General features: G+C 49.7%; 16 protein-coding genes and 1 other annotated feature. Of the genes, 1 reads left to right on the forward strand and 15 read right to left on the reverse strand.

Features of this window, described 5'->3' with window-relative positions:
- Position 1: 1 nt before the first annotated feature.
- The 13 genes from rpsG to rpmG form a co-directional block, all read right to left on the reverse strand.
- Positions 2-472: a 30S ribosomal protein S7 gene (gene rpsG / locus B8987_RS04145; protein ID WP_020376701.1), complete on the reverse strand. Its 471-nt coding sequence runs from the start codon at positions 470-472 to the stop codon at positions 2-4.
- Positions 473-492: 20 nt separating this feature from the next.
- A complete protein-coding gene (gene rpsL, locus B8987_RS04150) occupies positions 493-879 on the reverse strand; it encodes a 30S ribosomal protein S12 (protein ID WP_020376702.1) in 387 nt (128 codons plus the stop codon).
- Positions 880-895: 16 nt separating this feature from the next.
- The gene (locus tag B8987_RS04155) at positions 896-1162 is read right to left on the reverse strand and encodes a ribosomal L7Ae/L30e/S12e/Gadd45 family protein (protein WP_020376703.1); all 267 of its coding nucleotides are present in this window, start codon (positions 1160-1162) and stop codon (positions 896-898) included.
- 93 nt (positions 1163-1255) lie between these two features.
- A complete protein-coding gene (rpoC, locus tag B8987_RS04160) occupies positions 1256-4729 on the reverse strand; it encodes a DNA-directed RNA polymerase subunit beta' (RefSeq protein ID WP_028962699.1) in 3474 nt (1157 codons plus the stop codon).
- 20 nt (positions 4730-4749) lie between these two features.
- On the reverse strand, positions 4750-8394 hold the full coding sequence (gene rpoB / locus B8987_RS04165; RefSeq protein ID WP_028962698.1) for a DNA-directed RNA polymerase subunit beta: 3645 nt from the start codon (positions 8392-8394) through the stop codon (positions 4750-4752).
- 187 nt (positions 8395-8581) lie between these two features.
- A complete protein-coding gene (rplL, locus tag B8987_RS04170) occupies positions 8582-8968 on the reverse strand; it encodes a 50S ribosomal protein L7/L12 (RefSeq protein WP_020376706.1) in 387 nt (128 codons plus the stop codon).
- A 28-nt stretch (positions 8969-8996) separates the two neighbouring features.
- Entirely contained in the window at positions 8997-9518 is a 522-nt protein-coding gene (rplJ, locus tag B8987_RS04175; protein ID WP_020376707.1) for a 50S ribosomal protein L10, read from the reverse strand.
- 19 nt (positions 9519-9537) lie between these two features.
- Positions 9538-9672 (reverse strand) — a sequence feature (ribosomal protein L10 leader region).
- Between the two features lie 191 nt (positions 9673-9863).
- Positions 9864-10040 (reverse strand): hypothetical protein, encoded by a 177-nt coding sequence (locus B8987_RS19575; RefSeq protein WP_020376708.1) that lies wholly within the window; start codon positions 10038-10040, stop codon positions 9864-9866.
- 206 nt (positions 10041-10246) lie between these two features.
- On the reverse strand, positions 10247-10954 hold the full coding sequence (gene rplA / locus B8987_RS04180; protein ID WP_020376709.1) for a 50S ribosomal protein L1: 708 nt from the start codon (positions 10952-10954) through the stop codon (positions 10247-10249).
- A gap of 62 nt (positions 10955-11016) precedes the next feature.
- Entirely contained in the window at positions 11017-11442 is a 426-nt protein-coding gene (rplK, locus tag B8987_RS04185) for a 50S ribosomal protein L11 (RefSeq protein WP_020376710.1), read from the reverse strand.
- Positions 11443-11458: 16 nt separating this feature from the next.
- Complete coding sequence (gene nusG, locus B8987_RS04190; RefSeq protein ID WP_084660895.1) at positions 11459-11989, reverse strand: transcription termination/antitermination protein NusG; 531 nt, start codon at positions 11987-11989, stop codon at positions 11459-11461.
- A gap of 72 nt (positions 11990-12061) precedes the next feature.
- Positions 12062-12277: a preprotein translocase subunit SecE gene (secE, locus tag B8987_RS04195; protein ID WP_037913087.1), complete on the reverse strand. Its 216-nt coding sequence runs from the start codon at positions 12275-12277 to the stop codon at positions 12062-12064.
- A 26-nt stretch (positions 12278-12303) separates the two neighbouring features.
- Positions 12304-12453: a 50S ribosomal protein L33 gene (gene rpmG, locus B8987_RS04200; protein WP_076006950.1), complete on the reverse strand. Its 150-nt coding sequence runs from the start codon at positions 12451-12453 to the stop codon at positions 12304-12306.
- 282 nt (positions 12454-12735) lie between these two features.
- Here rpmG and B8987_RS04205 point away from each other — a divergent pair, with 282 nt between their 5' ends.
- Positions 12736-12891: a transposase gene (locus B8987_RS04205; RefSeq protein ID WP_176213144.1), complete on the forward strand. Its 156-nt coding sequence runs from the start codon at positions 12736-12738 to the stop codon at positions 12889-12891.
- A gap of 29 nt (positions 12892-12920) precedes the next feature.
- Here the strand turns inward: B8987_RS04205 and B8987_RS04210 are convergent, their stop codons facing one another.
- The gene (locus B8987_RS04210; RefSeq protein WP_176213145.1) at positions 12921-13592 is read right to left on the reverse strand and encodes an MFS transporter; all 672 of its coding nucleotides are present in this window, start codon (positions 13590-13592) and stop codon (positions 12921-12923) included.
- 79 nt (positions 13593-13671) lie between these two features.
- Positions 13672-14592 carry a CbbX protein gene (gene cbbX / locus B8987_RS04215; protein WP_051005478.1) on the reverse strand — a complete coding sequence of 307 codons (921 nt, stop codon included), beginning with the start codon at positions 14590-14592 and terminating at the stop codon, positions 13672-13674.
- Positions 14593-14595 lie beyond the last annotated feature (3 nt).

The raw sequence follows: 14595 nt of genomic DNA on the forward strand, positions 1-14595 counted from the left end.
TTTACCAGCGATAATGCGCAAAGGCTTTATTAGCCTCGGCCATGCGGTGGGTTTCGTCACGTTTTTTCACGGCGCCACCACTGTTTTGGTACGCGTCCAATATTTCGTTGGCTAGGCGTTCTTCCATCGTGCGTTCATGGCGTGCACGCGCATACTGAACTAACCAGCGAATAGCCAGCGACATGCGTCGCTGCGGGCGAACCTCAATAGGCACCTGGTAGGTGGCTCCACCAACACGTCGGGGACGAACCTCGAGAAGAGGCGTGACGTTTTTGATGGCTCCTTCAAAAACTTCCATCACATCTTTTTGACTTTTTTCGGCAATAATATCGAATGCACGATACACAATGTGTTCGGCTAAACTTTTCTTGCCGCTCATCATCACTTTGTTAATAAGTGCTGCAACTTGCGGGCTGTTATAGACAGCGTCCGGCGCAATTTCGCGGACACCAGCCGCTCCACGTCTGGGCATGCTTTCCCTCCTTCTCCGCTTTACTTCTTGCCAGCTGGTTGATTCTTCTTGGCGCCGTATTTCGACCGGCCTTGCGCCCGTTTCTGAACGCCACCAGCGTCAAGAGTTCCCCGGATAACGTGATAACGCACTCCCGGCAAGTCCCGAACACGCCCTCCACGCACCAACACCACAGAGTGCTCTTGAAGGTTATGTCCGATTCCTGGAATATAGGCCGTGACTTCTTCCCCGTTCGTCAAACGAACACGAGCAACCTTTCGGAGTGCTGAGTTGGGTTTTTTCGGCGTTACTGTTTTCACACTGATACATACCCCACGCTTCTGCGGGTTTCCTCTCAGTGCAGGAGCTGCGGACTTTTTCGTTGTCTTTTTTCGTCCATGTCGTACCAGCTGATTGATTGTTGGCACCAGCCCCCACCTCCTTTCACGCAAATGACCTTTGCTCTGGCAGCAGCGCTGCGCATGCAGCACCCACTTCTATCCCGCATAACCGGCCCAGTTCGTCCATTGAACCCACGTATTCAATGGGTATATTTCGGGTTGTACTTTGGTTCACGATTTCCTCGATGACCCGGGCTTCAGCGTCTTGAGCTATGTAGACGCACAGTACCGTTCCTTGAGCGATCTTTTTCAAAGTTTCCCGCATACCCACTACGCGGCGCCGACGATTTTTTAATGCGTCGATATCCATTGGTCTGGCCTCCCGGCGCTTACAGGCTTAGACACACTTGGGTATTTTATCACCGGAAAACGGGCGTGTCAATTGACACGCCCGTTAGGAATCTTATTTAATCAACTCGTTCTCCACCGATTTATCGGCATTTTCATCGGCCCCGTGAATAATCACGTTGCGGTACCGCGACATTCCCGTTCCAGCCGGAACTAACTTACCGATAATCACGTTTTCCTTGAGACCCAACAGCGGATCCCGTTTCGCCTTAATCGACGCTTCGGTTAAGACCCGAGTCGTTTCCTGGAAGGACGCTGCGGATAAGAAGGAATCCGTGGCCAACGACGCCTTGGTAATTCCTAATACGGTAGGTTTGGCCACTGCCGGGGTTCCTCCCCGCATCAACACTTCAGCATTTTGATCTTCAAACTCAAACCGGTCAACCAATGCGCCGGGCAGCAAGGAGGTGTCTCCAGCTTCCTCAATCTTCACCTTACGCATCATCTGCCGCACCATAACTTCAATGTGCTTGTCGTTGATATCGACACCCTGCACCCGGTAAACACGCTGAACTTCCTGCAACAGGTAGTTTTGAACACCGGTCAAACCTAAAACCCGCAGCAAGTCATGAGGATTGACAGATCCTTCGGTGAGTTCTTCACCTGCTTCGATATGATCACCTTCGTGCACTTTAATCCGCGAACCAAAGGGAACCACATAGGATTGCGCTTCGTTGTCCTTGTCGCTAACAATCGTGATTTCGCGGCGTCCCTTGTTCTCTCCCATGTGCACTGTTCCCGATATCTCCGCAATAATCGCTTGACCTTTGGGTTTACGTGCCTCAAAGAGCTCTTCGACACGGGGAAGACCTTGAGTGATGTCGTCTCCAGCCACTCCACCCATGTGGAACGTCCGCATTGTCAGCTGAGTACCGGGTTCACCAATACTTTGCGCGGCAATAATTCCCACCGCTTCTCCGACTTCCACAATACCGCCCTTCGCCAAGTTTCGGCCATAACAAGCTACACAGACTCCGAAGCGGGATTGGCACGTCAGCACCGACCGGACCCGCAGTTCCGTAATGCCAGCATCGACAATCGCGCGAGCGGTATCTTCCACAAGGAGTTCATTGGCATGCGCAATAATCTCGCCAGTTTGAGGATGATAGACATCCTCGGGCACCACTCGTCCCACTAGGCGGTCATACAGACTTTCGATAACCTGGCCACCATCTTTAATTTCCCGGACTAAGGTTCCTTGCGTCGTTCCACAATCGACTTCACGGACAATCACGTCCTGAGCGACATCGACCAATCGCCGGGTCAGATACCCTGAGTCTGCGGTACGTAAGGCCGTGTCCGCGAGTCCTTTTCTGGCACCGTGAGTCGACGTAAAATATTCCAGCACGGTCAATCCTTCGCGGAAATTGGCTCGGATGGGCAACTCAATGATCCGTCCTGATGGATCGGCCATTAATCCCCGCATGCCCGCTAACTGCGAAATCTGCTGCACATTACCACGGGCACCAGACGTCGCCATCATGTAGACCGAATTGTTGCGATCCAAAGTATCCATTAAGGCTTGCGTAACCCGTTCCTTGGCCCGAGTCCAAATCCCAATAACCCGTTCATAGCGCTCGTCAGCCGTGATCAAACCGCGGCGATACTGGCGGGTAACCTGCATAACCTCTTGCTCGGCTTCTTGCAAAATCTGTTTCTTGGCTTCGGGAATGACGATGTCAGAGACGGAGATCGTCACGCCAGCCTTGGTCGCATATTGGAAACCTAATGCTTTAATGCGGTCAAGCGTCTGCGCGGTCACGTCATTACCGTACATCCGGAACATATCCGCCACGATCTTCGCCAATTGTTTTCGCCCAATGGTCTGATCGATAAACCGCAGCTCTTTCGGCAAGGCATCATTATAGAGAAACCGTCCTAAGGTAGAGGTGCGGCGTTCGCCATCATAGCGCATGGTAACCCGGGCATGGAGATCCAAAACACCTTCCGCATACGCCATTTCACCTTCTTGAAGGTCGGCTAATACCATCCCTTCCCCTTTGGCGTTCTCTTTGTCCATCGTAAGATAATACGAGCCCAATACCATGTCCTGAGTTGGGGTCACGACGGGCTGCCCATCTTTAGGATTCAAAATGTTTTGGGTTGATAGCATTAACACCCGCGCTTCAGACTGAGCTTCTGCCGACAGGGGCACGTGCACCGCCATCTGGTCTCCATCAAAGTCTGCGTTATAGGCCGTACAGACAAGCGGGTGAATCTGAATAGCCCGTCCTTCGACCAACACGGGCTCGAAGGCTTGAATCCCTAAACGGTGCAAGGTCGGTGCGCGGTTTAACAACACGGGATGTTCTTTGATCACATCTTCCAAAACATCCCATACTTCGGGACGCACACGTTCAACCATACGTTTTGCGGATTTAATGTTGTGAGCATACCCTTCGTTCACGAGCTTCTTCATGACAAAGGGTTTGAACAGTTCCAGGGCCATTTCTTTGGGCAATCCGCACTGATGCATTTTCAATTTCGGCCCGACCACAATCACGGAACGACCCGAGTAGTCAACACGTTTACCCAACAAGTTCTGACGAAATCGCCCTTGTTTTCCTTTCAGCATATCTGATAGCGATTTCAACGGACGATTACCAGGACCGGTCACGGGTCGGCCCCTGCGACCGTTATCAATAAGCGCGTCAACCGCTTCTTGTAACATCCGTTTCTCGTTGCGGACAATGATATCCGGTGCTCCTAAATCTAATAACCGTTTGAGGCGGTTATTGCGATTAATCACCCGCCGGTACAAATCATTGAGGTCAGACGTCGCGAATCGTCCTCCATCGAGTTGAACCATAGGACGCAGGTCAGGCGGAATCACCGGAATAACGTCCAAGATCATCCATTCTGGACGGTTTCCCGATTGCCGAAATGCTTCGACCACTTCCAGGCGCCTAATAGCCCGCACTCGGCGTTGACCGGACGAGCTATTTAACTCACCTCGGAGTTCTTGCGCCAGTTCTTCCAAATCGAGTTCCATCAATAACTCTTTAATGGCCTCGGCGCCCATGCCGGCACGGAAATGCCCACCATATTTCTCCCGGTATTCGCGGTACTCGGATTCCACTAATAACTGTTTTTTCATCAAGGGCGTAGTCCCGGGTTCAATTACCACATACGCAGCAAAATAAAGGACTTTTTCCAAGGCCCGGGGAGACATATCGAGAATTAATCCCATCCGGGAAGGAATTCCTTTGAAATACCAGATGTGCGAAACCGGAGCCGCTAATTCAATGTGCCCCATGCGTTCACGGCGCACTTTGGACCGTGTTACTTCAACACCGCAGCGATCACAGACAACGCCTTTATAACGGACGCGCTTGTACTTACCACAGTGACATTCCCAATCTTTTGTCGGTCCAAATATTTTTTCGCAGAACAACCCTTCGCGTTCGGGTTTTAAGGTGCGGTAATTGATTGTCTCCGGTTTCTTTACTTCGCCTTTAGACCATTCCCGGATTTGTTCCGGAGAGGCTAAAGCAATCCGCATGGAGTCAAAATGGTTAACGTCTAACATCGAATTGAATCCCTCCCGGATTAGTAGTCCTCGCCGTCGTCGTCGCCATCAAGGTCATCAGTATCCTCGCTATCATCATCGATGGGCTCGTCAAACGAGGTGTCTTCCGATCCCCGGCGTAAAATGGCATACGCATTTTCCGCTTCCTGATCGAAATTCATCCCTCTGCCTGGCTCAAATTCTTCCGGCGAGCCGCCTTGGGTGTCTTCCATCAAGCGATGAAGTTCTTGACCTTCGGCCTCGTCAATGCCCTCAGGGAGCAGATCAAAGGTTCTCGCCTCGTTGGCTGGTTCATCGTCAAGCTCCCGAATCTCAATTTCTTCTTCATGCTCATTCAGAATCTTGACATCCAGTCCCAGCGACTGCAGTTCTTTAATCAGCACCTTAAACGACTCAGGCACTCCCGGCTCAGGGACATTTTCTCCTTTTACAATCGCTTCGTACGTTTTGACACGACCGACCACATCGTCAGACTTAACCGTAAGCAATTCTTGCAAGGTATAGGCCGCTCCATATGCTTCTAACGCCCAAACCTCCATCTCACCGAAGCGCTGACCGCCAAACTGCGCTTTTCCTCCCAAAGGTTGTTGGGTGACCAGTGAGTAAGGCCCGGTAGAACGTGCATGGATTTTGTCATCTACTAAGTGAGCCAGTTTCAGCATGTAAACAATCCCGACGGTCACTTCATTATCAAAGGGTTCTCCCGTTCGACCATCATAAAGAACGGTTTTCCCTGACGGAGGAAGATGCGCTTCTTCAAACATCCGGGTCAAGTCCTCTTCCCGGGCCCCATCAAATACCGGGGTCGCGACTTTAATCCCTAAGGCCTTAGCAGCCCATCCCAAATGGGTTTCCAGAACCTGTCCAATGTTCATGCGGCTCGGCACTCCCAAGGGATTGAGAACAATTTCCACCGGAGTCCCATCGGGCAAGAACGGCATATCCTCTTCGGGCAAAATGCGTGAGATAACCCCTTTGTTCCCGTGACGGCCGGCCATTTTGTCTCCCTCGGAGATCTTCCTCTTTTGCGCAATGTAAACTTGCACTAATTGATTGACTCCAGGAGACAATTCGTCACCTTGTTCACGTGTAAAGACCTTCACGTCCACAACGATTCCTGATTCGCCGTGAGGTACGCGCAATGAGGTATCACGCACTTCTCGAGCTTTTTCACCAAAAATGGCACGTAACAGCCGCTCTTCTGCGGTCAGTTCCGTTTCCCCCTTGGGAGTCACTTTGCCAACCAACACATCTCCTGGTCGCACTTCCGCCCCGATACGGATAATTCCCCGATCATCCAGGTCTTTGAGCACTTCTTCACCCACGTTAGGAATGTCCCGGGTAATTTCTTCGGGCCCCAGCTTGGTGTCTCTGGCGTCACATTCGTATTCCTCAATGTGGATGGACGTAAATACGTCTTCCTTGACGAGCTTCTCGCTAAGCAAGATAGCGTCTTCGTAGTTATACCCTTCCCATGGCATGAAGGCTACTAAGACGTTCCGACCTAATGCCAACTCTCCGTGATCAGTCGATGGACCGTCTGCGATAATTTGTCCAGCGTGGACGCGTTCTCCTTTACGGACAATGGGCTTTTGATTGATACATGTCCCCTGGTTGGACCGCGTAAATTTCAACAATTTGTAGGTGGACACGGTATGATCATCATTGCGTACGACAATCTTATCCGCTTGTACGCGGTCTACCACACCATCTTTTTCGCTAATACTGACAACACCTGAATCGCGCGCCGCTTTGGCTTCCATCCCTGTTCCCACGACCGGAGAATCTGTCACGAGCAAAGGTACCGCTTGACGCTGCATGTTGGCTCCCATGAGCGCACGGTTCGCATCATCATGCTCCAGGAAGGGGATCAAAGCGGTCGCAATCGAGACCACTTGTTTCGGCGACACATCCATATAGTCGACCCGATCAGGGGTTTCCTCTAAAATCTCATGGCGAGAACGCACTGTAACCCGGGGTGCCACGAAATGGCCATCCTCGGTCAGCGGTTCATTGGCCTGGGCAATAACCATGTCGTCTTCTTCATCCGCGGTCAGGTAGACAATTTCATTGGTGACGACTCCCCGTTCTTTATCCACTTTCCGGTAAGGCGTCTCAATAAAACCGTATTCGTTAATCCGGGCAAAGGTGGACAACGAGCCAATCAGTCCAATATTAGGACCCTCAGGCGTTTCAATCGGACACATCCGTCCATAGTGAGAGTGGTGCACGTCTCGTACTTCGAACCCTGCCCGTTCACGAGACAATCCCCCCGGTCCCAAAGCAGACAAGCGCCGTTTATGAGTCAATTCGGCTAAGGGATTGGTCTGGTCCATAAACTGTGAAAGTTGTGATGAGCCAAAGAATTCCTTCACAGCCGCTACGACTGGACGAATATTGATAAGCGCTTGAGGCGTAATGGATTCGATATCTTGAATCGTCATCCGTTCCCGAACCACGCGCTCCATTCGGCTTAAACCGACTCGGAATTGGTTCTGCAACAATTCCCCAACCGACCTTAGACGGCGATTTCCTAAATGGTCGATGTCGTCAGTCGTACCAATGCCTTCAAAAAGATTGGTCAGGTAATTGAAACAGGCAATAATATCTTCCCGGGTTATGGTTTTTAAGCCCATGTCTGGTTGGCCATTTGAAACCACCATGACCTCTTCACCGTTGGGCAATGCAACCCGAATCGTCTTAATTTGCGCCTGATCTAAGGCTGACGCCTGGTCCCGGTCGATATGATCGCCTTCGCGAACCAAAATTTCGCCGGTTTCGGGGTGAACAACCGTCTCAAGAGCAGTCGTTCCCACAATGCGGCGCCGTAATGAAAGTTTCTTATTAAATTTGTAACGTCCTACACTCGCCAGATCATAACGTTTAGCATCAAAAAACAGCGACTGTAGCAAACTTTGAGCACTTTCCACCGTCGGTGGCTCACCGGGACGCAACCGTTTGTAAATTTCAATGAGCGCTTCTTCTTGGGTCTTAGCCGCATCTTTGGATAGTGTCGTCCGAATGCGTTCATCATCCCCGACAGCTTCAAGAATTTGAGCATCGGTACCAAAGCCCAAAGCTCGCAGCAAGATCGTGGCAGGAAGTTTACGTGTCCGGTCAATGCGGACCGATAACACATCATTAGCGTCGGATTCAAACTCTAACCACGCGCCCCGATTAGGAATCATCGTTGCAAAGTACAGTTTTTTCCCAGAGGGATCGATTTGTTCGCCAAAATAGACTCCTGGCGAACGGACAAGCTGACTGACTATGACTCGTTCAGCACCATTAATGATAAAGGTGCCCTTGTCCGTCATCAGGGGAAAATCGCCCATAAAAACATCTTGTTCTTTGACTTCACCGGTCTCTTTATTGATCAGCCGCACACGCACGTGAAGCGGTGCCGCATAAGTGACGTCTCGAGCTTTACACTCCTCGACCGAATATTTTGGGGTCTTCAAATTGTAATCGACAAACTCTAAAATGAGGTTACCGGTAAAATCTTGGATAGGGGAGATATCCCGAAACATTTCGCGCAAACCTTCCCGCAAAAACCATTGATACGAGTTTTGCTGTATCTCAATCAGGTTGGGCATGTCAAGCACTTCATTAATACGTGCAAAGGACACCCGCTGCGGGTGCTCGGTTTGGAGAGGATAAGCCATTCACAGTCAGCTCCTTGTTCCTGATTTAAGTCCCAATAGGTGGCGCGAGTCGTGTTATGCGTCATCATCGTTGGTATGAATTGGCTTATAAAATATGGCAATTAAAAATAATATCACAAGCCCACCCAAAGGTCAACATAATCATTAACCTTAGGGAGGGCTATTTTACAGCCGACTCGTCGGAACCTTATTTGATCTGAGCAGTAGCTCCTGCTTCTTCCAATTTCGCTTTGGCTGCTTCGGCATCCGCTTTCGAAATCTTCTCCTTAACTGGCTTGGGTGCTCCATCCACAAGGGCTTTAGCTTCCGTCAGCGACAATCCTGTTAATTCGCGGACTGCCTTAATAACCTGGACTTTTTTGTCACCAGCCGAGGTTAGAATGACATCAAATTCGGTTTGCTCAGCTTCTTCTTGAGCTGGTGCTGCTGCTCCACCCGCTGCCGGAGCTGCGGCAACAGCAACCGGAGCCGCTGCGGTTACACCGAATTCTTCTTCCAAGGCCTTCACTAACTGAGATAATTCTAACACATTCATCTCTTTTACGCTTGCAATAATTTCTTCAACCTTCGCCATGATTTCATCCTCCTTGTTTCAGTAAGGCTTAAGCCTGTTCCTTTTGTTGCCGAATCTGATCCAAAGCCCGTGCCAAATTGGTCAATGGCGCATTTAACACCCAAACCAATTGCTGAATAGGTGCATTTAATGTACCAACCAACTTGCCTAACAACACTTCGCGGGACGGCAGTTCAGCCAAATTCCGCACTTCTTGAGCCGCAATGGCACGTTTCCCCAAAATTCCGGCCTTAATCTCGATTTTGCGAAATTCGCGCGCTGCTTGTGTCATCAACTTTGCCGCAGCTACTGGATCATCATGAGAGAACGCCACGGCCGTTGGTCCCTCAAGATACGGTTCCAATCCTTCAATTCCCACTTCATCAGCCGCACGCTTAATGAGCGTATTTTTGATAACCCGGAGGGTTACGCCACCCTTACGTAAGTTCTCACGTAATTGATTGAGCTGTTGTACGGTTAATCCGCGGTAATTGGCTAAAACCGCCGAGGACGAGCCTTCGAGTTCCTCACGCGTTTCTTCGATGATTTGAGCTTTTTGCGGTGTTGGCATTCCATCACCTCCTAGCAAAAACTACAAAAAAATACCTCCACCCAAGAACGGTGAGAGGATCTGTTAACGAAACAAACATCTCCAAAATTCTACCTAAGTGGGAGTATTAAGCCGTAAAGGCACCCACTGTCTTGGGCTCGCGAATCACTGTATCATGAATAGGTCAGGAAATCAAGGCAGTAAATAAAAGTCATGATACCGGCGACATTTCCTTGCTATCTTAACCGGATAACTCCAAACTACAGCCCTATCCAATTAAATCGCATTCTTTGACTATAATCGTCAATGAGCCCAGCTCGCCAAGAGGCGGTGGGCAATAATGCCCACCGCCTCTTGGCCAGGAAGTTATATTTCGCGGCGGTCCACCATCGTATTAGCGCCTGTCACGACGCTTAATGTGATAATTCCCGTCGATACGAGCAACATGCCTTTGGTCAAGTAATGAAAGTGTTCCATCTTGCCTCCGGCAACGATCACCAGAATGGAAGCTAACGCAATACAGAGTTTAATGAGGTTACGCACTTGGACCGCCTCCTTGAAGCATCGCTTCAATTGCCCAAACCAGATCCCTCTGCGTTAAGAAGAGCATGGTCTAGTGACCATGAACAACGTTGAGAAGTTATGATGAAAATTCCGACTTTAGCTGTTGTACTTGATATTTTATCAAAACCGCGAAAGCAATGCAAAAAAGCTGTAGCGCAAAAACGCTACAGCTTTGATGAGAACAATTAAACTGCTTGAACCGTACGCTGGGCTGACTGCGGATTCACATGAATTCCTGGACCCATCGTCGTCGAAATGGTAATGGAGCGTAAATACACTCCTTTGGCGGCAGCCGGACGCGCCTTATTGAGCGCATCCACCAAGGCGGCAAGATTTTCTTCAAGAGCTTCCACAGAAAAACTGGCCTTGCCAATGGGAGCGTGAACAATTCCCGCCTTTTCCGTACGAAATTCGATCTTACCAGCCTTGATTTCTTTAACGGCATTGGCCACATCAAAGGTCACGGTACCGGTTTTCGGGTTCGGCATAAGTCCTTTGGGTCCAAGAATCTTTCCTAGCCGCCCCACCAACGCCATCATATCGGGCGTAGCTACGGCGACATCGAAGTCTGTCCAACCGGACTGAATGCGTTCGGCCAGCTCTTCGGCTCCGACCACATCAGCCCCCGCCTCTTCAGCTTCCCGAGCCTTTTCTCCTTTAGCAAAGACAACGACTTTTTGGGTTTTCCCAATACCATGCGGCAATACTACGGCTCCTCGCACGACCTGGTCCGAGTGCCTAGGGTCAACGCCCAAACGAATAGCCACTTCAACTGTCTCATCAAATTTGGCCTTGGCTGTTTCTTTGGCCAATTGTACAGCATCCCGAGCATCGTAAAGACGTCCTTTTTCAACTTTCGCTGCCAACTCGGAATAACGTTTTCCTGGCTTCATTCTAAAACCTCCTTGTGGTTAAACGGTCCGATGACCTCCCACCAAGCTTTTCATCCACTTAATTAGTCAACAATATCGACACCCATGCTCCGGGCAGTTCCTTCAATCATACGCATGGCTGCTTCGATCGTCGTGGCGTTCAAGTCTGGCATTTTGGTTTCTGCGATTTCTCGCACTTTGTCACGTGTTAACGTCCCAACCTTTTTCGTGTTGGGATTTGACGATGCCGTTTCCAAACCCAAGGCTTTTTTAATTAACACAGAAGCTGGGGGTGTTTTGGTGACAAATGTAAATGACCGGTCTTCATAGACAGTAATTTCGACAGGGATGATCATCCCCACTTGTCCTTGCGTTCGCTCATTATAGTCTTTAACAAAGGCCATAATGTTGACACCGTGTTGACCTAAAGCAGGACCAACAGGCGGTGCAGGCGTCGCTTTCCCCGCAGGAATCTGAAGTTTTATCACGGCACTAACTTTCTTTGGCACTGTTTTCCCTCATTTCTTACTCCATTTCGGCGACTTGACCAAAATCCACCTCGAGAGGTGTTTCGCGTCCAAACATTGACACGGTCAAGCGCACCTTACCGCGATCCTGGAAAATTTCTTCGATGCGTCCTGAAAAACCTTCAAAGGGCCCTTCTCTGACGGTCACTTCTTGTCCAACCGCTAAATTAATCTTAGGTAATTCCGGCACTCCGGATAGGTCGCTACCCAAGATCATATGCACCTCATGCTCTAAAAGAGGTATCGGTCTTGCACCCGAGCCGACAAAGCCCGTCACACCCGGTGTATTGCGCACCACATACCACGAGTCATCGGTCATAATCATTTCGACCATCACATAACCCGGAAAAACCTTCTTTTTGACAAGCTTCTTCTTGCCATCTTTAACTTCCAGTTCTTCTTCCATGGGCACAATGACTCGAAAGATCTTGTCTTCCATATTCATGGATTCCACACGTTTCTCGAGATTGGCTTTGACCTTATTCTCATATCCCGAATACGTGTGAATCACATACCAGTTCTTCTCCACTGTACCAGCCGCCTTCCCACACAAAAAAATGCGCCAAGCCGGCGTCAGGGTAAGGCCTCCAAGGCGCTTGTACTAGCGAATGAAATTGAGCCCAAGATTAAATAGCGCATCTAGCCCTGAGATAATAAGCGCCACCACTATTGAAAACGACACCACGAATCCTGTGTAGGACAAGGTTTGTCGCGGTGTTGGCCATACCACTTTCTTTAATTCAGATCGCACTTCCCGCAAATATTTTCGGGAACGGTCACGATTGGATACTGTGGCTTTGCCCTTAGCTTCCATCATTTTCCCCATTTCTGTGAAACCAAAACCTACCGAGTCTCACGGTGAATGGTATGGGTGCGACACCACCGGCAATATTTGCGACGCTCAAGCCGGTTGGGATCATTTTTCTTGTTCTTTGTGGTCGTGTAATTGCGCCGTTTGCAATCTGAACACGCCAAAGTAATAATTGTTCGCATGTTGCTTACCTCCCACTCATGCGCAAGGATTTTATCATATCACCATGATGCTGTCAATGAAATATGCCGCCGGCCTTCTTGGGTTGTAGGCCAAATTGAAAACACGTATGGTTGGCCGTTTTGTTCATTTAAACACATTACACACGAGGAATTTTCGATTGACGAACCTAAAATGCGGCAGATCCACTTGGCAAAGTCTTGCGCGTCAATAATAACGACGTTGAAACAATGATCCACGTCGTAGCAAATATGATCCATACCGAATGGAAGGCGTTCACCGTCATGGCGAAATTCTATTGGAAGCCATACTTCTGGCATCGCGCATATTATGTCGGGAGCGTCGGTGAATCCTCGCTGGAGACGGTGAAACGTTACGTCGAAGCCCAAGGGACGCAAGAAAAACCCCGCAAGGCGGCCAAGAGGCCGCCGCCCGCTTGACCCCCTCTTGGCTATCGCCTAAGAAGGGGTCAAGCGGGCATTGTGTTCAACCGTGAAGATTCGTCGTATTGTCGTGGTTTCCCATGTCCAACACCACGGATTTTGTCCGTCAGCTTGGACAGGATTTTTTTATTATAATCCTGTTGATTCACGCTCACGAGTGCCATGAGTCCCGCAGCCACAACGAAACTCATGGCGTCCACAGCAAATCCCAACCAAGCCCCTTGAGTCACGGTAAAAACACCGCCAATTATCGGACCGAGAATCCCGCTAAGCCCATAGCTTCCCAATATCCACGAATTCGCCGTATCGGTATCCGGTTTGTCTTGTACCCGCATAACCAGTGAAAAAAATGCGGGTTCCACCGTGGCGCCCACTGCCCCAATAAGCACAACACAAATCAATGCAACCTTTGTCGAAAACTCACTCGGACGCATCTCTGCATCCCATGCAAAAATCCCCGCCACCACGCCCAAGATCAAATTGGTGAGCACAAGGACACGCTTTCCGTTGTACCGATCTATGAGCGCACCCGACCACATCTGCACGATGGCGCCAAACAACAGGCTCAAAAACTGAACCATGGCCAGGACCCTTACCGTTCCATAGCGCGTAACAAGAATCCAGTTCAAGGCTACGCGATAAACGCCGTTGCCAATAGATGATACAAACTCACTCCCAATAAACGTTAAGAAATTCACGGTCTCTCTCCTCGACCCATCCCCATAAAAATAGAGTCCTTCTTGTCGACACAGGCAAGAAGGACTCTATTTCATCGCGTTAAGCTGAAACGTGATCTTGATCGGGTAATCCGGTAAAGACACGGCTTGCCAAAATATCTTCGGCCTCAATCGTCATCAAGTCGTCTTTCGTCAGGCGACCACCTTTGGCAAATAAACGATTAGCTTGTCTTAATCGTGCGCGGTCCAGGGCATTACGTACACTGCGAGCATTAGCGAAATTGGGCATCGCCATTCGACGGTCTAGATAGGAGCGGAAAGCCTCACGAGCTTCTTGACTTAACCGGTAATGCTGTTCCGCTAACATGAGTTCGGCAATGAGCAACAATTCATCTGCTGTATAATCAGGGAAATCAATATGATGGGCAATACGAGAACGCATTCCCGGATTGGATTTGAAGAAGCGATCCATCCGATCTTTATATCCGGCAAGAATCACGACCAAATCATCCCGCTGATTTTCCATCACCTGCAACAAAATTTCAATCGTTTCTTGCCCATAGTCGCGTTCGTTTTCCTCGCGGTATAGGTAATAGGCTTCATCAATAAATAACACGCCACCCATGGCACGTTTCAAGACTTCTTTGGTCTTAGGGGCTGTGTGACCGATATATTGCCCTACTAAGTCATCGCGGGTGACAGCCACCATATGGCCTTTGCGAACATATCCGAGCCGATGCAAAATTTCTGCCATCCGCATAGCCACGGTCGTTTTTCCGGTTCCCGGATTGCCTGTAAAGGACATGTGAAGAGACGGAGTTTGCGAGGACAATTCGAGTTGTTTTCTCATTTTATCAACCAGCAGTAGGGCCGCAATTTCGCGAATGCGGGTCTTAACAGGCTTTAATCCTATTAATTCACGGTCTAATTGAGCCAAAATGTCCATGACTTTGGATTCCCCGAGGACCGTATCGAAATCCAAGAACGGTTCTTGTTGAATATTTGCGGCGTCTTGTGTCATGAT

The sequence above is a fragment of the Sulfobacillus thermosulfidooxidans DSM 9293 genome, from assembly GCF_900176145.1.
Classification (GTDB): Bacteria; Bacillota; Sulfobacillia; order Sulfobacillales; family Sulfobacillaceae; genus Sulfobacillus; species Sulfobacillus thermosulfidooxidans.